Here is a 22,199-nt window from a genome sequence, read left to right as displayed (position 1 = left end):
TCGCTTTCAGAGCAAAGGAACCCACCATGTCCTTGAATGACGACGCTGATTTCTGGCACCGCGCCAACACCCACCTGATCCGCTATGGCTCGGCCTTTGAAAAGCTGATCATTGAACGGGCCGAGGGCAATTATGTCTATGACGCCGATGGCCGCGCCATTCTCGATTTCACCTCCGGCCAGATGAGCGCGCTTCTGGGCCACAGCCATCCGGACATTGTCGCCACCGTCAACAAGCAGATGGGTCTGGTCGATCACCTCTTCAGCGGCATGCTGTCCCGTCCGGTGGTCGATCTTGCCAGTCGCCTTGGCTCGCTTGTGCCGGGACTTGAGCGAGTCATGTTGGTCACCACCGGGGCGGAATCGAACGAAGCCGCTCTGCGCATGGCCAAACTGGTCACCGGTGGTCACGAAGTCGTCGCCTTTGCCCAAAGCTGGCATGGCATGACCGGGGCCGCAGCGTCCGCCACCTACAGTGCCGGTCGCTTTGGCTATGGCCCGGCAGCGGTCGGCTCCTTTGCAATTCCCGCGCCCGACGCCTATCGCCCGCGCTTCAAACATGCCGATGGGTCGCTGGACTGGCAGACCGAACTGGATGATGCCTTCCATCTGATTGATCGCCAGACCTCTGGCAAGCTCGCAGCTTTCATTGCCGAGCCGATCCTCTCAAGCGGTGGCATCATCGAATTGCCGCTTGGCTATCTCGCGGCTTTGAAAAAGAAATGCGAAGAGCGCGGCATGCTGCTCATCCTCGATGAAGCCCAGACGGGCATTGGCCGCACCGGGCAGATGTTTGCCTTTGAGCGCGATGGCGTCACCCCGGACATCCTGACCCTGTCCAAGACCCTTGGGGCGGGCCTGCCGTTGGCCGCGATCCAGACCTCGCACGCCATTGAACAGAAAGCCCATGAGCGCGGCTATCTCTTCTACACCACCCATGTCTCGGATCCGCTGCCCGCCGCTGTTGGCAACACGGTGCTCGATGTGGTGGCCCGCGATTGTCTGGCCGAGAAGGCCGTCGAGCGCGGCAGCCAGTTGCGCAATGGCTTGCTGGAGCTGCAAAAAGACTATGAGTGCATTGGTGACATTCGCGGACGTGGCTTGCTGATGGGGCTTGAAGTGGTCAAGGACCGCGACACCAAGGCACCGGGCTATGAGCTTGGCACCCGCATCATGGAAGAAGCCATGCAGCGCGGTCTGTCGATGAATGTGGTCAAACTGCCCGGCATGGGCGGCGTCTTCCGCATCGCCCCGCCGCTGACCGTGACCGCCGAGGAAATCGACCGCGCCCTGTCGATCCTCTCCGATTCGATGAAAGCGGCCCAAAACTAGGCCCCATCTATAAGCCTCAGTCGTCAGCAAATCCCTCTGCCCAAACCCGTCAAGAAGCGGGCAGGGGGATGATGTCAAAGCCCCGCCATCTCGCCGACCACGCGGGTCAAAAGGGCCAGATCTTCGTCGCGGGAGAGGCGATGGTCGCCATCCTTGATCAGGGTCAGCTTGACATCATCCTGCGCCAAGCGCCCGACCAGATCGACCGCCACAGTCCATGGCACCGCATCATCCGTCACCCCTTGGAGAATATGCACTGGGCAGCCGGTTTCGATCAGCGCGTCGCCAAACAGATGCTGCTTGCCATCTTCAATCAGATCGGCGGTGATTTCGTAAGGGTCACCATACTCACTTGGGCGGCGGAAAATACCGGTCTCGGCCATTTGCTGCTTGGCCTCATCATCAAAAATGTCCCACATCAAATCCTTGGTCATGTCGATTGCCGGCGCAATCAGCACCAACCCCTTGATGCGGCTCTTGCTCACGCCAACGGCGGCCAGATGCGCCCGAACCAGCAGCAAGGCCAACCAGCCACCCATCGACGAGCCGACCACCACTTGCGGGCCGTCTGTATGGCTGTCAAAGACGGCAAGGCTTTCCTCCAGCCATTTTGAAATGGTGCCATCAATGAAGGCCCCACCCGATACCCCATGGCCAGAATAATCATAGCGCGTGCAGCCAAGGCCCTGATGCGCCGCCCAGCCATCCAAGGTCATCACCTTCGAGCCTGCCATGTCGGACTTGTAGCCGCCCATCCAAAAGACACCCGCCGCGTCTGTCTGGTTGGCGGGACGGGTCGCCGGGCGATGGTGAAAGGCGATATCACGTTGCTTTTCGCCCTTGCCAACAAGGAGGATTTGCTTTTCGGTGGCTGTCATGGCTATGTCTCCGGGCATGCAAGTGTTGCGGCGCACCAAGCGCGACGCAAAATCCAGTCCCAGCCTACATAACGCGGCGGTTCCCATGAAAAAAGCCCCTACCATCCTGCAAGTTGTTCCATGGCTCGATTCCGGTGGTGTGGAGCGCGGAACGGTGGATATCACCCAAGCCATAACGGAGGCTGGCGGCAAGGCTTTGGTGGCCGCCGAGCCGGGGCGTCTGGTGCCGCAGTTGGAAGAAGCGGGTGGAGAATTGCTGCCCTTTGAGGGGCGCAGCAAACATCCATGGACCATGCTGGTCTCCAACGTTCAGGTGCTTGAAAATATGATTCGGGAGCGAAAGGTCGATCTGGTCCATGCCCGCTCCCGCGCGCCCGCTTGGAGCGCCCTGTTGGCCGCCCGCCGGGCTGGTGTGCCCTTCGTGACCACCTATCACGGGGCCTACAGTCAGAAGGGACAATTCAAGGCTTTTTACAATTCGGTGATGGCCAGAGGCGATGTGGTGATCGCCAATTCCGATTATACCGCCGCTCTTGTGGCGTCACGCAATCCAACCGCCAAGGACCGCATCGTCAGCATCTATCGCGGCATCGACATGGCGGCTTTTGACCCTGCTGCGGTCTCAACCGATCGCACGGATGCCCTTGCCAAGGCGTGGGACTTGAGCGGAGATCCGCTGATCATCCTGCCCTCGCGCCTGACCCGCTGGAAAGGCCAGAGCTTCATCCTGCCGGTGATGGGGGCGTTGAAAAAGGCTGGCCTTGGCTTCAAGCTGGTGCTGATTGGTGATGATCAGGGCCGCGAAGCCTATGTCGCCGAGCTTGACCAGCTGATTGCCGAGCATGATTTGACCGATTGTGTGCGCCGCGTTGGCTATTGGTCAGACATGCCTGCGGCTTACAAACGGGCAGATCTGACCATTGTGCCCAGTCAGGATGCCGAAACCTTTGGCCGTTCGGCGGCGGAAAGTCTGGCCATGGGGACGCCGGTTCTGGTGGGAGATCTGGGCGCCCAGCCAGAGGTGATCGCCTGCCCGGACGGGGTCGATCCGGCCCGCTGGATCGCCCGCTCCATCACCCACAACAATCCCGAAGGCTGGCAGGCCGCAATTGCCCTGCAGCTTACCCAGCAAAAAGGGATGGGCGCGGCGGCCATCGCAGACCTGGCTTCCATCGCACGCGCCCAAATGGAGCGCCGTTTCTCCCTCAAATCGATGGGAGAACAGACGCTCGCTGTCTATGATCAGTTGCTGGGAACCGCGCTCGCATCAGCCAAACACTAGCGAGGCACGGTGCTGGACCCACCATTTTTGCGGAAAGTCCCCGGGCCGATATGAAATTCCCGCTTGAAGGAGCGGGAGAAGGAAGGCACGCAGTCATAGCCGCACTGAAAGGCTATCTCGCCCATGGAAAGCTGGCTTGATACCAGCAACAGGCGCGCCTTGCTCAGCCGCCATCGACGCAAATAGTCCATTGGGCTTGTCCCAACCTGCTCGGCAAATTTCCGAGCGAAGGCCGAACGGGACTGTCCCGCAATGTCAGCAAGGCCCTCCACACTCCATTTCTGGTCGGGAGTGTCATGCATCGCGGACAAAACACGCGAAATAGACCGATCTGAAAGCGCCAGCAAAAAACCTTCACTCGTGTCATTTGCCAGCTCGATCCGTTGCCTGATGGCTTGTATGAAAATCACCTCGATCAAACGCGTGACAATGGCTGCCATACCCTGACCCGGATGTCTGGCTTCCAACGAAATCAGGTGAAGCGCCGATTGCAACCATGGATCGGCCGACAATGTCTTGTCAGAAAGATGCATATGGGACGGCAAAAGCGACAGGATCGGATGTTCAATCTGCTCATCAAATTGCAGGAAACCACACAGGAGTTGAGCCCGTTGAACTCCGGAGCCAAGGCTAAGCTGACCGTCTTTCAAGGCCCCACCAGCAATGGCATCCATCAAGGGATGAGAAGCCAGATCCGGTTCGGTGCTGATCTCTTGCGCCTGCCCTTCGGGTACAAGCACAATGTCGCCTTTCTGCATCAATAGAGGCTCGGCGTCGTTCAGACACAGCCAGCACTGACCGCTTAGCACAATATGAAAGCGAATATGCCGATAGGATTGGGGAATTTCCACGCAAATTGGCCCCGCCAATCGCGCACAGAAATAAACCTCGCCGGAGACACGCAGGGTCTTGAAAATATCGGAAATAAGATCGCCGTCCGCCATGGGGGCCTCAGTTTGGAGGATCGATCAAAAATCGAGGTGTTCTGATCATTAACAAGGGACGTCCGATGAGGCAAGCAGAAGACGGTCATTCCTTGTTTCTTGTGTCTTTCGGATTGGAGATCTCCCATGTCACTGGATTGGATTCTGGCGCTCGCCGGCTTTGCGTTCGTTATGTCGATTTCGCCGGGACCGGCAAACTTTCTGCTGCTGACTTCGGGGGCAAATTTCGGGGTGCTCCGCTCGTTGCCATTGCTGTTTGGCGTATCGCTAGGCTTTTTGTCGATGGTCTTTGCAGTGGGACTTGGTGTGGGCGAATTGATCAAGCAATATCCTGTAATCGATAGCCTTTTGCGTCTGCTCTGCGGAGGGTATGTCTTGTGGCTGGCCTACAAGATCTGGAACGCCAAATCTTTGGGCGCAAAAGGGGAGGACACATTGGATCGCCCGCTTTCCTTTTTCCAGGCCTCGATGTTGCAACTGGTTAACCCCAAAGCCTGGACCGTGGCACTCTTGGTCACCGTTACCTATTTGAGTGCAGACAGGCAGGTTTCTAATCTGCTTGCGCTTGTGGCCATTTTCGCCCTTGTCAACATACCCTCGATTTCCGTTTGGGCCATATCGGGAGCAGCGCTGCGCCGAAACCTTTCCAAAGGCGATCGGCTCCTATGGTTCAACCGGGCGATGGCACTGTTGCTGATCGCCAGTATCGCACCGATGCTGGTTCGCTTTTAAGCAGTCGACAACGACGCGGGGCAATCGCCCCGACACATTGAATAAACCTGTTTGGGTGGATCTATGCGCTCAAGCTTCTTTGCCGGGGCGCAAATAAATAAACCAGTAGACCAGCCCGACACAGAAGCCGCCGCCAATGATGTTGCCGATGGTGACCGGAATGAGGTTGTTGATCACAAAGTGGCCCCAAGTGAGATCCGCAAAGTCTGCTGCGGACCGGCCCGTCGTCGCCCAGAAGTCTGCATCTGCCGCAGCTGCGGTCAGGATTCCCATCGGGATCTGAAACATGTTTGCCACGCAGTGCTCGAAGCCTGCGGCCACAAACATCGCAACCGGCAGGGTGACGGCGAGCAGCTTGTCGGTCAACGAGCGGGCGGAAAAGGTCATCCAGACCCCCAGACAGACCATCACGTTGCACATGATACCCAGCGCCACCGCCTGAAAGAAGCCGTGATGCAGTTTGTGCTGGGCAATCGACATGTAACTGATACCAAGCGCCCCGTTGCCTTGCTCATAATGCCGGGCAATCTGCATGATGACCACCAGCAGAATGGCACCAATGAAGTTTCCGACATAGACCAGAGCCCAGTTGCGCGCCAACTGGCCCCACGATATCTTGCCGCTGGCTTTCGCCACCACCGTCAGCACCGTCGAGGTGAAGAGCTCGCCCCCATTGACCACCACCAGCATCAGCCCGAGGCTGAAAGCCAGCCCGCCCAAGAACTTGTTGGCGCCCCATCCGACACCGCTATTGCCTGTGGTCACCACGGTATAGAAGATAAAGGCAATGCCGATAAAGGCCCCGGCCATGATGGCCAGCATGAAGGTCTGTTTGGGATGGCGGGTCGCCTTGGTAACGCCGACATCTTCCGCCTTCTGGGCCATGGCTGCGGGAAGGAGTGCGTCAAACTGCTCTTGTGGCATGAAAAAGCCCTTGATTGGTCCGTCTGACTTGTTGACGCATCGGGGGATATGGTCACCAAGCGGGGGAGGTACGGATGCTATACAGCATTTGCAACGATTGAACTCTTGTTGGCTCGCTCATAGCAGATCCCTTGCTGCTGATCTTGATCTTGGTCATCTTTTGCCATGCTTTTCACGCATGACTGCCGCCCTTTGGTGATAGGCGGTGAAGCCTGAAATGCGTATTTCCGCCGAGAATTGACCGATAGATTGTGCAAAGCGTTGTCGTTTCTATCAATTAAGCGCCCTTTGAGCGGTCTGGTGACTTGAAAGGACGGGCAAGCTGCGGCATATGTAGGGGAACGCATTTATTGCAACTTTACAGGAGACTACGACCATTCGCCGTCCATATCGAGCGCAACCAACCCGTGAGACGGGACCGCGCATCAACAATCAAATCCGTGTAGACGAAGTCCAGCTGATCGATGATGAAGGCACCAACCACGGGTCCGTGCCTGCACGTCAGGCCATGGACATGGCCGCCGAAGCCGGGCTGGATCTGGTGGAAATTTCACCCAATGCCAAACCGCCTGTCTGCAAGATCATGGACTATGGTCGATACAAGTATCAGGCCCAAAAGAAAGCGGCAGAAGCGCGCAAGAAGCAGAAGGTTGTCGACGTCAAGGAAGTCAAGATGCGCCCGAACATCGACACCCATGACTATGAGGTCAAGATGCGCAGCGCCAACCGCTTCCTCGATGCTGGTGACAAGGTGAAGTTCACCCTGCGGTTTCGCGGTCGCGAAATGGCCCACCAGAATCTTGGCATGGAGCTGCTCAGGAAGGTCAAAGGTGAGCTTGTCGAGCGCACCAAGGTTGAACTGGAGCCAAAACTCGAAGGTCGCCAGATGATCATGATCCTCGCTCCGAAATAAGCGCGAGCGATATAGTCAGAAGTTAAGAAGCCCGGTTCAACAGAGCCGGGCTTTTTTGTATGCAGATTGCCCCCTGAGTAGCCTGTAGCAGTTGCATGCCCAAGCCATCGCGGCTGCGTCCCTGAAAATTATAAAGAGCAACAGCAAATAGCTGCCTGGATCCGTCTGAATAGGACTTTGTCCTTTAGCGGCCTCGCGTTTGCCCGTCCAAAGGGGACCGGTTGGTCTGGTTTGATCAAAATCGCGGCAGTTGCACTCTATTTGAGCGCTCGGTTGACGGTAAATCATTGAAATTGCATACACAAAATTAACGCTCTGCTATCAAATTTCAGGAAATGGTTATGGGAAGCTAAAACTGATGAGACGTATTCTGGCAATTTCAACCCTCGCATTTGGTTCGTCCATCGTGACTGCCGAGGCCTCGGCGCTGAATGTCAGGGATGTCGAATCCGGACTGAACATGACATGGATAATGGCAGCCAGTGCGTTGATCATGTTCATGCAAGTCGGCTTCCTGCTTCTGGAGGCCGGCATGGTCCGCTCCAAGAACAGCATCAATGTCGCCCAGAAGAACCTGCTCGACTTCACCTTCTCAGTCGCGGCCTTCGCCATTGCCGGCTTCACCATCGCATTCGGCTCCAGCCACTATGGCTTGATTGGATTTGACTGGAAGTATCTGGGCCTCCAGAAGATCACAACCTATGAAGCGGGTTTCTTTGTCTTTCAGGTGATGTTTTGTGGCACGGCGGCCACCATTGTTTCCGGTGCCGTTGCCGAGCGTATGCGGCTGTCTGCCTATGTGATCGGGTCCATTTTTCTGTCTGTCCTCATCTATCCGGTTTTTGTCCATTGGGTCTGGGGCAATGCCCTGCAGGACAATCCCGGTGCCTTTCTGGCCAATCTGGGCTTTATCGATTTTGCTGGATCGACCGTTGTTCATGCCACAGGGGCCTGGGTGGCGCTGGCGGCCTGTCTGGTGCTCGGGGCACGAGAGGGGCGGTTCGACGAACAAGGCAGGCCGATCCGGCTGGCGGGCCACAGCCCGGTACTGACGGCCGCAGGGGGGCTGCTTCTCTTTATCGGCTGGCTTGGTTTCAATGGCGGATCCACCTTGAAGGCGGGCGAGGGTGTGGCCTTCATCATTCTCAACACGATTTTGGCGGGTGGCTTTGGGGCCGTGGCAGGGCACATCCTCGGTTATTTGAAGGATGGCTGCTATCTGCCCGAAAAATCCGTCAACGGCATGCTGGGTGGTTTGGTCGCGGTCACCGCTGGCTGCGCGGTTCTCACCCCTGCAGGGGCCATCATCATTGGGGCCGTCGGCGGCGCCGTCGCCATCTATGCCAATGACTTTCTTGAGCAGAACTACAAGATTGACGATGCCGTTGGGGCCATTGGCACCCATGGCTTTGCTGGCGTGGTGGGCACGGTCGGGCTGGCCTTTCTCGCTCCGGCTGATCAATTGTCGGGCAGCCGCTTGCATCAGATCTATGTGCAGACCGGCGGGGCGTTGCTCAATTTCTGCTTCTGCTTCTTCCTTGGTTATGCATTCTTCTGGACTTTGAACCGGGTTGTCGGCTTGCGCGTCAATCAAAAGCAGGAGCTGATCGGGCTCAATGTGGCAGAACATGCCACCCGCATCGGTGTCGGCCATGTCGAGGAGGCCATGGAAAATCTGGTCTCCGGTCAGCGTGGCTTCAGCCAGCGCCTCCCGACGGTGCCCGGCGATGAGGCCGAGAAGCTGACTGATCTGTTCAACCAGCTGATGATCAATATGGAACATGAGCATCGCAAACTCAGCGAGCTTGATGCCCTGAAGGCGCAATCAGAGGAAGCCGAGCGGATCACGGCGCTCTCCAACGCGACCTTTGAAGGCATCGCCATGCTCAAGAATGGCATCATCATCGATGGCAACCAGCGTCTGGTTGAGCTGTTGGGATACAGTCTGGACGAAATGGTCGGCAAATCCGTCATGCGGTTTCGCGTCAAGGACAAACGAAGAGACGCCTCCGACGCCATGCATAGAGGCAATCGCGGCTTCTACGAGGTCAATCTGGCAGCCAAGTCCGGCGAGCATATCCCGGTTGCGGTCAAGGGCCGGGTCATCAATTTCAGGGGCGACAATGTTCGAATCGTCTGTCTGGTCGATCTGCGCGAGCGCAAGGCGGCCGAGCGGAACATGCGGATTCTGGCCCAAAGCGATGCGTTGACGGGGCTAGCCAACCGCTCTTTGTTCAATGACAAGCTGGACAATGCCGTCAAATCAGCAAGCAACGGCAGGAGCACCGCGCTCATTCTGGTGGATCTGGATCGCTTCAAGAATGTCAATGATGTGCATGGCCATCAGGCGGGCGATCTGGTCCTCAAGGAGGCAGCCAGCCGGTTGCAATCCATCGTCGGGCCCGATGGTACGGTTGCCCGGTTGGGCGGCGATGAATTTGCAATCATTCAGCCCAACATCAGTTTTGCCAATCAGGCAGAAGATACCGGCCACCGCATCGTTGCAGAAATGGCCAAACCCATTTCGCTGGGCGACAGCAGCTCCGCAATGATCGGTGCCAGTGTCGGGGTAGCCCTTTGTCCCGAACATGCCCGCGACAAGGAAGATGTCTTCGGCAATGCGGACATTGCGCTCTACCATTCGAAGAATTCCGGGCGGAGCATGGCCACCATGTATCGTCAGGGTCTCAATGAGTTGATGGAGAAGCGCAGGCTGCTGCAAGCGGATCTGGAAACCGCACTTGAAGCGGGCGAGTTCGAGGTCTATTACCAACCACGGGCAGAGGCTGACAATCTGGAAATCAACTCCTATGAAGCCTTGCTGCGCTGGAACCATCCGGTGCGCGGCCTTGTCAGTCCGGCCGAGTTCATTCCCGTTGCCGAAGCCTGTGGCAAGATCATCGACATCGACAGCTGGGTCTTCCATCAGGCCTGTCTCGCCTCCAAGGGGCCGTTTGCGGGCAAGCATATCAGCGTCAATATCAGCCCATTGCAATTCCAGCAAAAGGATTTCGTCGCCAAGATTGAGGCCATTCTGGCCCAGACAGGGGCCGAACCATCCCAACTGGAACTGGAACTGACCGAAAGCATGCTGATCGAGGATGACGCCCGTGGTCTGTCCATCATGAAACTGCTCAAGTCCATCGGGCTGTCTCTGGCGCTTGATGATTTTGGCACCGGCTATTCGTCTCTGTCCTATTTGTCGAAATATCCCTTTGACACGATCAAGATCGACCGCAGCTTTGTTGCCGCACTGGGACAGGAAGACAATGCGGTCGCCATCATGAAGGCCATCATCAGTCTTGGGGCTGGTCTGGGCATGAAAGTCGTCGCCGAAGGGGTGGAGACCAAGGAAGAGATCCTGTTCCTTCGAAACCAGAAATGCGACCAGTTTCAGGGCTATCTGATCGGAAAACCGGTGCCGATCGAACAGGCCATCACCTCTGCTCCGGCCGATCTGACCCATTTCATGACGGAGCAGGCCGACTTGCAGGAAACCGATGCGCATGTCGCAGCCTTGCGAGCCCTTGCCAGAGCCAAGGCCGCGGCAGAGGATCGTGTTCTGGATCAGGCGGACCGGCCTCCATTGTCAGATCTTGCCCAGCGCACGGCCTGACAACAAACAAGCGCTCCGTCCCCGGACGCTCCGTCGGATCAGGGCGGCAGCGCCCTTTCCCCATCCCACGATCGACCCATTGCAAAAGGCTTTCTTGCGCTCCAGACTTATGGCAGAACGCGTGAGTGGGCTTTGTCATTTCTATTGGTTGAGGAGCGTGTATGACCCGAGGATACTGGATTGCTTTGTTGATCTTTCTGGCTATTTCCGATGGTGGCGGCCTGCTGATCGGGGCGACCAATATTCCCGGCCCATGGTATGCAGGGCTGGAGAAGCCAGCCTTCACCCCGCCCAACTGGCTCTTCGCGCCAGCCTGGACCCTGCTTTACATTCTCATTGCGGTTGCCGGCACGCATGTGCTCGATTTGCCCGGTCCGCGCGGCCCGATGATGCTCTGGATTCTGCAAATGGGCCTGAATTTCGCGTGGAGCCCGATTGTCTTCACGCTCAATCAATTGCTGCTGGGGCTTTTGGTGATCCTCGCCCTTCTTGCAACCATCGCCGCCTTCATCCGCGCCACATGGCACCGGCAGCGTCTCGCCGCATGGCTGTTTGCCCCTTATGCCCTATGGGTCACCTTCGCCGCTTATCTCAATGCAGGTTTGGTGGCGCTGAATTGAGGGCTGCTGATCAAATTCCTCTCGTCCCTCAACGCCACGGTCAAAATCCGCATCCGCGCTCATGCAAATGTCTTTGTCGACCATCTGGGCTTTGATTTGGGCAAAGAAGGCTGGCAAATCGTCTCCAAAATCTGGCACCTCGAACAGGTGATTGCCTGAGTGCGGGTGAGCGACAGTGGTGAGAAGAGCAACTGGCTGGCCTGATTGTCAGGCTGGCCTTAGGTGAGAAATGGGGAGGGATGCTTTGAGTTCTTTTTTGGTCTTCAAAATGAAGAATTAATTGCCAATGCAACAAAGGGTGGCAAGAAAAGCCGGCCCTCAGCCCACACTCCGCGATCAAAGTTCGTCAATAGATGTTAGAAGCCGTGTGCCATAAGCTTTGTCCAGACGTGCCTGACGGGCGAGATTGACAAACGTCTTTTCGCCGATGACGACATCGGCAAGCGACAACACTGTAGTGAAGGCCGACATGTCTCGTAGGTCATTTTCTTCGATGGGCCTCGCCAGATCCTCGAGTCGGATAGCCAGTTCCCTCTCTGTAGCTAGGATCGGTACGTCACCTAGTATACTTCGGACCAATGAAGATCCAATATCGGTAAAGCCATTCCAATCCAACCCAAGACTTCGGCCAGTTGCAAGGACGAAATCTAGCTCATCGATAATCAGCCGCGCGCCATAAACACGTTTGCGCAGCGCCAACGGTTCGGAAGCTACAATAGCCCGTCGTGCTTCGATTCCCATGACAAGATCGGCCGAGCTAGCGCTAAAGCGCCTAACACCTTCGAGCCTAACATCCTCATCGTTGGAGGTAAGATAGTCGAACAGCACCCTTGCAGGGTAGGAATGCATATGGTCAAGCGCTGCGTCCGATAGCGAGAAGCCGAATGTCTCTGGCGAATACTCAGCGAGCGCTTCGAACCATAGGTCAGACAGGAACCAGTGCTCTTCCGGCGGTGCATGCACGATCGAAAATTTGTCGGCCAAATATAAAGCGAGTGTCTCACCCAAGATTCGACGCCTGCCACGAAAGACCTGCCCCTGGCTGATTGTAACCTGGGTTCGCGCCATGTTGGCTCGACGGGCCGGGTCGTTTATCTTCGAGGTTTCGTAGATATTGGCGAAGCTTAATGGGACGACAAAGCGGTTCTGCTGAAGCGCCTCGACTACCTTCACCAGTCGTTTATGGTCCTTCGGATAGCTAGCCTTGTCCCAAGCGCCTCGCGCCAGAGACACCCACGCATTCTGGTCGAGATATAGAGTTTCAGCCATGGTTAGAGTGTAGCGCAATTGGATTCGATGCTCAATTCATGTCAGCTTTTGCGTGTCCAATCTTTATATCGCGCTTCTTGAGCTAATGTCCGCTCTTCGCCCGATTACCAGTTGCTGCATTCTTTCTAAGAAAAGCATTGCTCGGCACCGAATGTTCAAAACGTCCGAACAGCCCCCTTCCCGTCATCCCCCTGTCAGAATCTTCCCCCTTTGCCCTTGATTCTCTGCACCCACATCGCTATAACCCGCCAGTCTCGACTCATCCGGCTATCGTAAGGGCTGCCGTGGTGGGTCTCGAATGCTCAATCCGAGACGGTGCTGCAGACCCCATTTTTTCGGAGATGCCAATCCGCCTTCGAGCAGTTTCAAAAAAACAACGATCCGAGCACGCGTTCCGATTGATTGTCTTCAATCGATCAAGGGAATTCGGGCCAAGATACAGTTTCAGGAGAGCAAAATGCCCAAGCTGAAGACCAAGTCCGGCGCCAAGAAGCGTTTCAAAGTGACCGGTACCGGCAAGATCGTATCAGCACAGGCTGGCAAACAGCATGGTATGATCAAGCGCACCACCAAGTTCATCCGCAAAGCCCGTGGCACGACCACTCTGAGCGATCAGGATGCAAAAATTGTCAAGCAGTTCCTGCCTTACAAATAAGCGCAGACCTTGAGAACAGCATTCCGATTATAAGGAGATCAAAATATGTCACGTGTAAAACGCGGTGTAACCGCTCATGCCCGCCACAAAAAAGTTCTGAAGGCTGCCAAAGGTTATTATGGCCGCCGCAAGAGCACCATTCGCGTCGCCAAACAGGCGGTTGAAAAAGCCGGTCAGTACGCTTATCGCGACCGTAAGGCCAAGAAGCGCAACTTCCGTTCGCTCTGGATCCAGCGCATCAACGCCGCTGTTCGCGAACAGGGCCTGACCTATGGTCGATTTATCGACGGCCTCAACAAGGCTGGCATCGAAATTGACCGTAAGGTTCTGTCCGATATGGCCATTCATCAGCCAGAAGCTTTCGCTTCTCTGGTTGAAAAGGCCAAATCTACTGCTGCTGCCTAAATCTCTTCCCGTAAAGGCGCTTGGCGCTTTTTGGGTCTGGGATTGCTGTTGAGGCTCTAACTGTTGCGAAGCGGGTTTGTCCGTTTCGCAGGATGGTCTCATATCGGCGCACACACAGATTTCACGATTTGAAAACCCGCGTCGAGCAATCGAAGCGGGTTTTTTCTTGGTTCTATCAGATTTGCCTCATCTTTTTGCCACAAAGCCACTGGCAAGCCGCATGCAATCTGCTAAAACCGCAGCAATCGCACCCCGTGTCGGGTCTTCGCCCGGCCAAACCTGTCCCAACGGAATAGTTATGTCGGAACTTGAAACACTTGAGCAGGAAATCGCCGTCGCCATTGATGCCGCCGGTGACGAGACTGCACTGGAAGATGTCCGCGTCTCCGCCCTTGGCAAGAAGGGCAAGATTTCGGAGCTGATGAAAACGCTCGGCAAGATGAGCCCGGAAGAACGCAAGGAAATGGGCCCGGCCCTTAATGGCCTGAAGACCCGCGTCGGTGATTTGCTGGCAGCGCGCAAAGAGATTCTGAAGGAAGAAGCCCTCAATGCCCGCCTGAAGAGCGAGACCGTCGATGTGTCCCTGCCCACCCGTCAGGGCGCGACCTTTGATGGCCGCGTGCATCCGATCGCTCAGGTGACGGACGAATTGACCGCAATCTTCGCCGACATGGGATTTGCGGTCGCAGAAGGCCCGGACATCGAGACCGACTTTTACAATTTCACTGCGCTCAACTTCCCGCCCGACCATCCGGCGCGTCTGGAACATGACACCTTCTTCCTGCCTGAGAAAGAAGATGGCAGCCAGATGGTGCTGCGGACCCACACCTCGCCGGTTCAGATCCGCACCATGGTCAATCAGGAACCACCGATCCGCGTCATCTGTCCGGGCCGCACCTATCGCTGCGACAGTGACCAGACCCACACCCCGATGTTCCATCAGGTCGAAGGCCTCGTCATTGAAGAAGGCGCCCATATGGGGCACCTCAAATGGGTTCTGGAAGAATTCTGCAAGGCTTTCTTCGAGGTGGACAAAGTCAAAATGCGGTTCCGCGCCTCGCACTTCCCCTTCACCGAGCCATCCATGGAAGTGGATATCGGCTGCCAGCGCGTCGGCAACGAACTGCGCATTGGCGAAGGCGACGATTGGCTGGAAATTCTGGGCTGCGGCATGGTCCATCCCAATGTGCTGCGCAATTGCAACCTTGATCCGGACAAATATACCGGCTTTGCCTGGGGCATGGGCATCGACCGCATCGCCATGCTGAAATATGGCATGCCGGACCTGCGCGCCTTCTTCAATGGCGACAAGCGCTGGCTCGACCATTATGGCTTCCGCCCCCTTGATATTCCCGGACTGGTAGGAGGGCTCTCCTCATGAAATTCACCCTCTCGTGGTTGAAGGATTATCTCGACACCGACGCGTCGCTCGAAGAAATCCTCGAAAAACTCACCGTCATCGGCCTTGAAGTCGAGGAAGTCATCGACACGGCTGCGGCTTTGAAGGCCTTCACGGTCGCCCATGTCGAGGAAGCGGTTCAGCATCCAGACGCAGACCGCCTGCGGGTCTGCAAGGTCAATACCGGCAAGGAAGTGCTGCAAATCGTCTGTGGCGCCCCCAATGCCCGCGCTGGCATCAAGGTCGTTTTGGCTCAGAATGGCTCTGTCATCCCGTCCAACGGCATGGTTTTGAAACCAACCAAGATCCGCGGTGTGGAATCGAACGGCATGATGTGCTCCGAGCGCGAAATGGGCCTGTCCGATGAGCATAACGGCATTATGGAACTGCCAGAAGACGCGCCAATCGGTGAGCCTTTTGCGCCGTTGCTGGGCCTTGACGATCCGGTCATCGACATTGCCATCACGCCAAACCGAGGCGATGCGCTGGGTGTCTATGGCGTTGCCCGTGATCTGGCCGGCGCTGGCGTAGGCGTGCTGAAAGAAAAGCATCCCAAAGCGGTGGATGGCTCTTTCGACAGCCCGATCAACGTGTTGCTGAAGGAAGAGGGCGACAATCCGATCTGCCCGATCTTCACCGGTGTCTATGTCAAAGGCGTCAAAAATGGCCCAAGCCCCGATTGGCTGCAGCAGCGTCTGCGGGCCATCGGTCTTCGTCCGATCAACGCGCTGGTCGACATCACCAATTATATCACCTACGACCGCGGCCGCCCGCTTCATGTCTATGATGCGGACAAGCTGACCGGTGACATCCATGTGCGCCTTGGCAAGCCGGGGGAGAGCATGAAGGCGCTTGACGGCAAGGACTATGAAATCACCGAGGGTGAAGACATTTGTGTCATTGCCGACGACAAGGGCCTTGTTGGTTTCGGTGGGATCATGGGGGGCGAGGAAACCGGCTCCCAACCCGAAACCACCAATGTCTTCATCGAATGTGCCTGGTTCGATCCGATCCTGACGGCCCGCGCGGGACGTCGCTTGGGAATCCAGTCCGATGCCCGCTATCGCTTCGAGCGCACCTGTGATCCCGAATTCGTCATTCCCGGTCAGAATGCGGCCGTTCAGATGGTGCTTGACCTGTGTGGTGGCGAACCATCCAACATGGTCGTTGCCGGTCAGGCCCCGGTCAGCGAGAAAATCATCGACTTCCCGATGTCGGAAGTGAAGCGTCTGGTTGGTCTCGATGTGCCGGAAGTGGAAATCAAGACCGTGCTGACCCGTCTGGGCTTCTGGGTGTCTGGCCATGGCCACGACGTCAAGATCGCGGTGCCAAGCTTCCGCCCGGACATTCACGGCAAGGCGGATATCGTGGAAGAAGTCGCGCGTATTGTTGGCGTTGACCGGGTGCCAAACACCCCGTTGCCGCGCCTCCATGCCGTGACCCAGCCACCGCTGACCGAGCGTCAAAAGCGCATCCGCGCATCCCGTCGCCAACTGGCGGCCCGTGGCATGGTCGAAGCGGTCACATGGTCCTTCACCGAGAAGCAACTGGCCGACCTGTTCGGCGGCGGCAAACCGGAATTGGCCCTGACCAACCCGATCTCTGCCGACCTGTCCGATATGCGCCCGAGCCTGTTGCCGGGTCTGCTGCAAGCAGCCCAGCGCAATGTCGACCGCGGTTTCAATGATCTGGCTCTGTTCGAAGTGGGGCAGATCTTCCTTGGCGATCAGCCCGAAGAGCAATTCACCCACGCCTCCGGCATCCGTCGCGGCGCGACCCAGCTGGTCGGCAATGGCCGCCACTGGCGCGAGCCCGCCAAGGCGGTTGATGTCTTTGACATCCGCGCCGATGCGTTGAGCGTGCTCGATGCCATGGGCCTTGATAGCACCAAGCTGCAAATCGTCGCTGGTGGTCCTGACTGGTATCATCCGGGTCGATCCGGCAAAATCCAGTTGGGCCCGAAAAATGTCATCGGCACCTTCGGTGAATTGCATCCAAAGGTCCTTGATGATCTGAAGGTTGACGGTCCGGTCTATGCTTTCGAAATCACCATCGAAGCGGTCCCTGCGCCGAAGAAAAAGCCGTCCAAGTCCCGTCCCGCTCTGACCCTGTCAGACTTGCAGCCGGTGCGTCGCGACTTTGCCTTCCTTGTCGACAAGGACGTCACCGCAACCACCATCCTGCGGGCCGCCAATGGCGCGGACAAAAGGCTGATCACCGGCGTCAATCTGTTCGACCTTTACGAAGGCGACCGTCTGGAGCCGGGCAAAAAGTCGGTTGCGTTCGAAGTGACCTTGCAGCCAAAGGACAAGACCCTGACCGACGAAGACATCGAGGCCATCTCGAAGAAAATCGTTGATGCGGTCGCCAAGTCAACCGGCGGCGAATTGCGCGGTTGATCTTGATCCAATGCGGATTGAAAAGGCGGGGCCATCGGCTCCGCCTTTTTTGTTCAGATCTCTCATGTGCGGTTGAGATGGTTGCCAGAATCGCCGACCCTGCCCACGAAGCGACAGGAGAGTCCCTCACGGAGATCCAAGGATGGAAAGCCCGCATCTGATCAAGGCCAACGCTCAAGACAATCAGCTCGACGAGCAGGAACGCCGCTTTCTGCTGGCGCAATTCGTCTCAGAAGACGATGACCTGATGGAGATCCTTACAGGTTTGCGCGCTCGATTTGCCCGACTGGCGGCTGGTCTCTGGCGCGATCTATCAAACGGTTTGGAACCGCCTGACCGGCCAGCCACAGGGCCACGGCATCAAGGATTATGACGTCGCCTATTTTGACGCGTCTGATTGCTCCTATGAGGCTGAAGATGCGATGATCAAACGGGTGGAGGCGGCAATGCCGCACTGGCAGGGGCGCATAGAGCTGCGCAATCAGGCCCGCGTCCATCTGTGGTATCCCGAGCGCTTTGGCGGTTCTTATCCGGAGTTGAAAGACACCGACGAGAGTTTGGAAAATTATATGTGCACCACCCATGCGGTGGCGGTCCGGCTGGAAGAAGATGACAGCCTGTCCATTGCCGCGCCCTTTGGGCTGGAAGACATTTTCGCCCTGACCATTCGCCCTTGTCGCAAGCTACCGACCAACCGCACCCATTATGCTGAAAAAGCCAAACGCATGGCACGCCACTGGCCGCACTTGCGGATCCTTGACTGGGAAACAGAAGAGCCGGTCCGGCCAGATCAGTTGTGACAGACCTGCTCTGACAGAAGCGGGCTTGAAATGGGGCTGGGCGTCCGATCAGGGTCTAGCCATTGACCAGTTCATCCAGCGCCACGCCACGATATTGCTTGGTCTGATCCAACACAACATGGCTGGCAATCTGCATTTTGCCGCCAATCTTGACCAAGAGATCCTCGGTGACCGAGTGATAGCGCTGGATGTCGGTGCAGACAAACCGCACCAGATAATCGAACGAGCCGCTCAGTTTGAGGCACTCCGCCACGTCTGGAAGATCGGCAATCGATTCCTCAAAGGTGGAGAAGATGGAATGATCATGGTCACGGATGGTGATGGTCGCCATCACGGTGACATGGCGGCAAAGCTGCTCCAGATTGATCAGGCCAAGATAGCCACTGATCAGGCCAATATCCTCCAACCGCTTGACCCGCTGCAGGCAGGGGCTCGGCGACAATCCGACTTTCTCCGAGAGCGCTTTGTTGGTGATGCGGGCATCTTTTTGCAGCTCATCAAGAATACGCAGGTCAATCCGATCGAGTTTTGAGCTTTTGCGCGGCAAGGCTGGGATCCTTCGGTTCGAGGCATTTAAACGAAACAATATGTTGCGTTTCATAGGGTTTTTACAGGATGCTGCGTATTATGCAAGTCAATTCAGGTGCCTAAAAGGGCGCATGAAATTGGGTTCTCCACCAGTTTCTGCATTCCGCGGCTCTTTGGCTTTGTGCGGGCTGGCACGTCTTCGGGATGGATTGAGGATAGTGATGTCGCACCGGTCTTGTGCCTATTGCACCACTGGCATCCTCGTGCCAACCTACGGTCTATCCAATAAGAAAGTTCAATAATAGCCAGAGGAAGAATAACAATGTCGAAGAATGGTTCGATCAATCGCCGCTCGGTCCTGACGGGGTTGGCGGCAGGCGGGGCAGCCAGTTTGGCAAGCCCGGCGATTGTCAAGGCGAATGAGACCATCACATGGAAAATGCCGATGTCCTGGCCAAAGCAGGTGCCGGGCGTTGGTGTCAACGGTGTCCGTTTTGCCGAGCGCGTCAACAAGATGTCGGCCGGGGAGCTGGAGATCAAGGTCTTTGGCGCGGGCGAATTGGTGCCACCGCTCGAAGTGTTTGATGCGGTCTCCAATGGCGCTGCCGAATGTGGCCACGCCACCCCCTACTACTGGCAAGGCAAGGATCAGTCGTTCCATTTCTTCACCGGTGTGCCATTTGGCCTGACACAGATCGAGCATATTGCTTGGTTGCAATATGGGGGAGGGCAAGCTCTGTGGGAGCGCGCCTATGAACCATTTGGCGTCACGCCGCTTTATGCTGGCTCTTCAGGCACCCAGGCTGGTGGCTGGTTTGCCAAGGAAATCAAAACCCTTGATGACTTGAAGGGCTTGAAGATGCGCATTGCAGGCCTTGGTGGCGAGGTGCTGCGTCGCCTGGGCGCGTCTGTCGTCATGCTGCCGCCAACCGACATTTTTTCCGCGTTGCAGGCAGGCACCATTGATGCCGCCGAGTGGGTTGGCCCGTGGAACGATCTGGCCTTCGGTCTCTATAAGGTGGTTGGCAACTATTACATGCCGGCCTTCCATGAATTGGGGCCATCGCTCGAAGTGATCGTCAACACCGAGAAATTCAACGCCCTGCCAGACCATCTGCAGGCCATCGTCCGTGAAGCAGCCTTGGCGACCTCGATGGACACCATGGCGGACTTTGCCTATCACAACATGATGACCTTGGGACCATTGCTGGCCAAGGAAGGCGTCAAACTGCGCAGCCTGCCCGATGACATCACCATGGCTCTGGCCAAAGAGTCGGCCATCGTTACCAAGGAAATTGCAGATACTTCGCCACTGGCAGGCGAGATCTACAAGAGCTTTGTCGATTTCCGCAAGATTGCGTCCGATTATGTGATGATTTCCGAATGGGAAGCCACCAGAACCCGGAAATTGGCGCTCGATCTCTGAGACGGCCAGCGGTTTGCAAAGTCAGAAAACCCGGTCTTTTAAGGCCGGGTTTTCTCGTCTTTGCCCGCTTCTATCCTGCTTTCCCCCTCAGCGGGCCAGTTCAATGCACGAATATGCGCGTAAATCGGCTCAATCGCGCAATTCCTGCTGGAACATTCTCTCTGTTCATGAGATAGCCAAGAAAAAGCATATCGGCCGGAAAAAAGCCTCTTCTCACTTGAGAGAGCTAAGGGTATAAGCGCGCCATGACAAAACAGACATTTGATAAAATCCGCAACTTCTCGATCATTGCCCATATTGATCACGGGAAGTCGACGCTCGCCGACCGGCTCATTCAGTTGACCGGTGGCTTGAGCGATCGCGAGATGTCCGAGCAGGTCCTCGACAGCATGGACATCGAAAAAGAACGCGGCATCACCATCAAGGCACAGACCGTGTCCCTGACCTATCCGGCGGATGATGGGGAAACCTATACGCTCAACCTGATGGATACGCCGGGTCACGTCGACTTTGCCTATGAAGTCAGCCGGTCGCTGGCCGCCTGCGAAGGGTCGATCCTTGTGGTCGATGCCTCACAAGGGGTGGAAGCCCAGACGCTGGCCAACGTCTATCAGGCAATCGAGAATGATCACGAGATTGTCCCGATCCTCAACAAGATCGATCTGCCAGCGGCTGAGCCCGACCGTGTCCGCGCCCAGATCGAGGATGTAATCGGCATTGACGCGTCTGACGCGATTGAAGCCAGCGCCAAGTCCGGCATCGGCATCAAGGAAACACTCGAAGCCATCGTCCAGCGCCTGCCTGCCCCGGAAGGGGATTTGGATGCGCCGCTCAAAGCCATGCTGGTTGACAGCTACTATGACGTCTATCTCGGCGTTGTGGTGATTGTCCGCATCGTCGATGGTGTTCTGAGGAAGGGCGACAAGATCCGGATGGTCGGCACCGGTGCCGCCTATGACGTCGACCGCATTGGCGTCTTCCGTCCAAAAATGACCGAGGTTCAGGAGTTGGCGCCCGGTGAGGTTGGTTTCCTGATCGCCTCGATCAAGGAAGTGGCCGATACCCGTGTGGGGGATACCATCACCCATGTTCGCAAACCGTGCGAAACGCCCCTGCCAGGCTTTCGTCCGGCCCAGCCGGTGGTGTTTTGCGGCCTTTTCCCGGTCGATGCCAACGACTTTGAAGATTTGCGCGCTGCCATGGGCAAGCTGCGTTTGAATGATGCCAGCTTCTCCTTCGAGATGGAAACCTCTGCCGCATTGGGCTTCGGCTTCCGCTGTGGCTTCCTCGGTCTCCTGCATCTGGAAATCATTCAGGAGCGCCTCAGCCGCGAATTCAATCTCGATCTCATCGCCACCGCTCCAAGTGTGGTCTATGAGATGGAACTGACTGACGGCTCCGACATCAGCCTGCACAATCCGGCCGACATGCCCGACGTGGTCAAGATCCGCGAAATCCGCGAGCCCTGGATCAAGGCATCGATCATGACGCCGGATGAATATCTCGGCCCGATCCTGACCCTGTGTCAGGAGCGACGCGGGATCCAGACCGATCTTTCTTATGTCGGCAGTCGCGCCATGGTGCAATATGATCTGCCGCTCAATGAAGTGGTGTTCGACTTCTATGATCGCCTGAAATCGATCTCCAAGGGTTATGCCAGCTTTGACTATCAGTTGGCCGACTATCGCGCGGGTGACTTGGTGAAAATGTCGATCCTTGTCAATGAGGAACCCGTGGACGCCCTGTCCGTACTGGTGCACCGTTCGCAGGCCGACATTCGCGGCCGTTCCATGTGCGAAAAGCTCAAGGAGCTGATCCCGCGCCACATGTTCAAGATCCCGATTCAGGCGGCGCTTGGCGGGCGCGTGATCGCGCGTGAGACCATTTCGGCCATGCGTAAGGACGTGACCGCGAAATGCTATGGTGGTGACGCCACCCGCAAGCGCAAGCTGTTGGACAAACAGAAGGCCGGCAAGAAGAAAATGCGCCAGTTCGGCAAGGTGGAGATCCCGCAGGAAGCCTTCATCGCCGCACTGAAGATGGACAATTGATGCATTCTGCCGATAGTCGGCCCTGAA

19 protein-coding genes are annotated in these 22,199 nt (G+C 56.8%); 14 read left to right on the top strand and 5 right to left on the bottom strand.

The window, feature by feature from the left end:
- The first annotated feature begins 26 nt into the window (after positions 1-26).
- Positions 27-1,331: an aspartate aminotransferase family protein gene (locus DSD30_RS02850; protein WP_114008066.1), complete on the top strand. Its 1,305-nt coding sequence runs from the start codon at positions 27-29 to the stop codon at positions 1,329-1,331.
- A gap of 74 nt (positions 1,332-1,405) precedes the next feature.
- Here DSD30_RS02850 and DSD30_RS02845 read toward each other — a convergent pair whose 3' ends face one another.
- A complete protein-coding gene (locus DSD30_RS02845; protein WP_114008065.1) occupies positions 1,406-2,209 on the bottom strand; it encodes an alpha/beta hydrolase in 804 nt (267 codons plus the stop codon).
- 85 nt (positions 2,210-2,294) lie between these two features.
- Between DSD30_RS02845 and DSD30_RS02840 the strand changes: the two genes are divergently transcribed.
- Positions 2,295-3,491: a glycosyltransferase family 4 protein gene (locus DSD30_RS02840; protein ID WP_114008594.1), complete on the top strand. Its 1,197-nt coding sequence runs from the start codon at positions 2,295-2,297 to the stop codon at positions 3,489-3,491.
- Here the strand turns inward: DSD30_RS02840 and DSD30_RS02835 are convergent.
- The gene (locus tag DSD30_RS02835; protein ID WP_114008064.1) at positions 3,488-4,435 is read right to left on the bottom strand and encodes an AraC family transcriptional regulator; all 948 of its coding nucleotides are present in this window, start codon (positions 4,433-4,435) and stop codon (positions 3,488-3,490) included. The genes DSD30_RS02840 and DSD30_RS02835 overlap by 4 nt on opposite strands.
- A gap of 126 nt (positions 4,436-4,561) precedes the next feature.
- Between DSD30_RS02835 and DSD30_RS02830 the strand changes: the two genes are divergently transcribed.
- Positions 4,562-5,167: a LysE family translocator gene (locus DSD30_RS02830; RefSeq protein WP_114008063.1), complete on the top strand. Its 606-nt coding sequence runs from the start codon at positions 4,562-4,564 to the stop codon at positions 5,165-5,167.
- Positions 5,168-5,236: 69 nt separating this feature from the next.
- On the opposite strand, the gene focA is transcribed toward DSD30_RS02830, so the two are convergent.
- Positions 5,237-6,091, bottom strand: coding sequence for a formate transporter FocA (gene focA, locus DSD30_RS02825; protein WP_114008062.1), 855 nt, complete (start codon positions 6,089-6,091; stop codon positions 5,237-5,239).
- A 376-nt stretch (positions 6,092-6,467) separates the two neighbouring features.
- Between focA and infC the strand changes: the two genes are divergently transcribed.
- The 4 genes from infC to DSD30_RS02805 all read left to right on the top strand — a co-directional run bounded on the left by infC (position 6,468) and on the right by DSD30_RS02805 (position 11,399).
- The gene (infC, locus tag DSD30_RS02820; protein ID WP_114008061.1) at positions 6,468-7,004 is read left to right on the top strand and encodes a translation initiation factor IF-3; all 537 of its coding nucleotides are present in this window, start codon (positions 6,468-6,470) and stop codon (positions 7,002-7,004) included.
- 358 nt (positions 7,005-7,362) lie between these two features.
- Complete coding sequence (amt, locus tag DSD30_RS02815; protein WP_114008060.1) at positions 7,363-10,620, top strand: ammonium transporter; 3,258 nt, start codon at positions 7,363-7,365, stop codon at positions 10,618-10,620.
- A gap of 161 nt (positions 10,621-10,781) precedes the next feature.
- Positions 10,782-11,240 (top strand): TspO/MBR family protein, encoded by a 459-nt coding sequence (locus DSD30_RS02810; protein WP_114008059.1) that lies wholly within the window; start codon positions 10,782-10,784, stop codon positions 11,238-11,240.
- A 3-nt stretch (positions 11,241-11,243) separates the two neighbouring features.
- Positions 11,244-11,399, top strand: a complete 156-nt coding sequence (locus tag DSD30_RS02805) for a nuclear transport factor 2 family protein (protein WP_114008593.1) — start codon at positions 11,244-11,246, stop codon at positions 11,397-11,399.
- 177 nt (positions 11,400-11,576) lie between these two features.
- Here DSD30_RS02805 and DSD30_RS02800 read toward each other — a convergent pair whose 3' ends face one another.
- Positions 11,577-12,509, bottom strand: coding sequence for a hypothetical protein (locus DSD30_RS02800; RefSeq protein ID WP_114008058.1), 933 nt, complete (start codon positions 12,507-12,509; stop codon positions 11,577-11,579).
- Between the two features lie 457 nt (positions 12,510-12,966).
- On the opposite strand from DSD30_RS02800, the gene rpmI reads away from it, so the two are divergent.
- From rpmI to DSD30_RS02775, 5 genes are all read left to right on the top strand, one after another.
- Positions 12,967-13,164, top strand: coding sequence for a 50S ribosomal protein L35 (gene rpmI, locus DSD30_RS02795; protein ID WP_114008057.1), 198 nt, complete (start codon positions 12,967-12,969; stop codon positions 13,162-13,164).
- Between the two features lie 45 nt (positions 13,165-13,209).
- The gene (gene rplT / locus DSD30_RS02790; protein ID WP_114008056.1) at positions 13,210-13,569 is read left to right on the top strand and encodes a 50S ribosomal protein L20; all 360 of its coding nucleotides are present in this window, start codon (positions 13,210-13,212) and stop codon (positions 13,567-13,569) included.
- 298 nt (positions 13,570-13,867) lie between these two features.
- Positions 13,868-14,950: a phenylalanine--tRNA ligase subunit alpha gene (gene pheS / locus DSD30_RS02785; protein ID WP_114008055.1), complete on the top strand. Its 1,083-nt coding sequence runs from the start codon at positions 13,868-13,870 to the stop codon at positions 14,948-14,950.
- Complete coding sequence (gene pheT / locus DSD30_RS02780; protein WP_114008054.1) at positions 14,947-17,367, top strand: phenylalanine--tRNA ligase subunit beta; 2,421 nt, start codon at positions 14,947-14,949, stop codon at positions 17,365-17,367. Before pheS ends, pheT begins: the two co-directional genes overlap by 4 nt.
- A 278-nt stretch (positions 17,368-17,645) precedes the next feature.
- The gene (locus tag DSD30_RS02775; protein ID WP_198662797.1) at positions 17,646-18,167 is read left to right on the top strand and encodes a nucleotidyltransferase family protein; all 522 of its coding nucleotides are present in this window, start codon (positions 17,646-17,648) and stop codon (positions 18,165-18,167) included.
- A gap of 55 nt (positions 18,168-18,222) precedes the next feature.
- Here DSD30_RS02775 and DSD30_RS02770 read toward each other — a convergent pair whose 3' ends face one another.
- Positions 18,223-18,714: an Lrp/AsnC family transcriptional regulator gene (locus DSD30_RS02770; RefSeq protein WP_198662796.1), complete on the bottom strand. Its 492-nt coding sequence runs from the start codon at positions 18,712-18,714 to the stop codon at positions 18,223-18,225.
- Positions 18,715-19,017: 303 nt separating this feature from the next.
- Here DSD30_RS02770 and DSD30_RS02765 point away from each other — a divergent pair, with 303 nt between their 5' ends.
- Positions 19,018-20,121, top strand: a complete 1,104-nt coding sequence (locus tag DSD30_RS02765) for a TRAP transporter substrate-binding protein (protein ID WP_114008052.1) — start codon at positions 19,018-19,020, stop codon at positions 20,119-20,121.
- 245 nt (positions 20,122-20,366) lie between these two features.
- On the top strand, positions 20,367-22,172 hold the full coding sequence (gene lepA, locus DSD30_RS02760) for a translation elongation factor 4 (protein WP_114008051.1): 1,806 nt from the start codon (positions 20,367-20,369) through the stop codon (positions 22,170-22,172).
- The last annotated feature ends 27 nt before the right edge of the window (positions 22,173-22,199 follow it).

Source organism: Cohaesibacter intestini, assembly GCF_003324485.1.
GTDB classification, from domain to species: Bacteria; Pseudomonadota; Alphaproteobacteria; order Rhizobiales; family Cohaesibacteraceae; genus Cohaesibacter; species Cohaesibacter intestini.
The sequence above is the reverse complement of the archived record's forward strand: the minus strand, read 5'-3'. Positions and strand labels throughout refer to the sequence as shown.

Excerpts from the sequence above, each read along its gene's own strand:
- DSD30_RS02850 (WP_114008066.1), top strand. The coding sequence starts at position 27 with ATGTCCTTGAATGACGACGCTGATTTCTGGCACCGCGCCAACACCCAC.
- DSD30_RS02845 (WP_114008065.1), bottom strand. The coding sequence starts at position 2,209 with ATGACAGCCACCGAAAAGCAAATCCTCCTTGTTGGCAAGGGCGAAAAG.
- DSD30_RS02840 (WP_114008594.1), top strand. The coding sequence starts at position 2,295 with ATGAAAAAAGCCCCTACCATCCTGCAAGTTGTTCCATGGCTCGATTCC.
- DSD30_RS02835 (WP_114008064.1), bottom strand. The coding sequence starts at position 4,435 with ATGGCGGACGGCGATCTTATTTCCGATATTTTCAAGACCCTGCGTGTC.
- DSD30_RS02830 (WP_114008063.1), top strand. The coding sequence starts at position 4,562 with ATGTCACTGGATTGGATTCTGGCGCTCGCCGGCTTTGCGTTCGTTATG.
- focA (WP_114008062.1), bottom strand. The coding sequence starts at position 6,091 with ATGCCACAAGAGCAGTTTGACGCACTCCTTCCCGCAGCCATGGCCCAG.
- amt (WP_114008060.1), top strand. The coding sequence starts at position 7,363 with ATGAGACGTATTCTGGCAATTTCAACCCTCGCATTTGGTTCGTCCATC.
- DSD30_RS02810 (WP_114008059.1), top strand. The coding sequence starts at position 10,782 with ATGACCCGAGGATACTGGATTGCTTTGTTGATCTTTCTGGCTATTTCC.
- DSD30_RS02800 (WP_114008058.1), bottom strand. The coding sequence starts at position 12,509 with ATGGCTGAAACTCTATATCTCGACCAGAATGCGTGGGTGTCTCTGGCG.
- rpmI (WP_114008057.1), top strand. The coding sequence starts at position 12,967 with ATGCCCAAGCTGAAGACCAAGTCCGGCGCCAAGAAGCGTTTCAAAGTG.
- rplT (WP_114008056.1), top strand. The coding sequence starts at position 13,210 with ATGTCACGTGTAAAACGCGGTGTAACCGCTCATGCCCGCCACAAAAAA.
- pheS (WP_114008055.1), top strand. The coding sequence starts at position 13,868 with ATGTCGGAACTTGAAACACTTGAGCAGGAAATCGCCGTCGCCATTGAT.
- pheT (WP_114008054.1), top strand. The coding sequence starts at position 14,947 with ATGAAATTCACCCTCTCGTGGTTGAAGGATTATCTCGACACCGACGCG.
- DSD30_RS02765 (WP_114008052.1), top strand. The coding sequence starts at position 19,018 with ATGTCGAAGAATGGTTCGATCAATCGCCGCTCGGTCCTGACGGGGTTG.
- lepA (WP_114008051.1), top strand. The coding sequence starts at position 20,367 with ATGACAAAACAGACATTTGATAAAATCCGCAACTTCTCGATCATTGCC.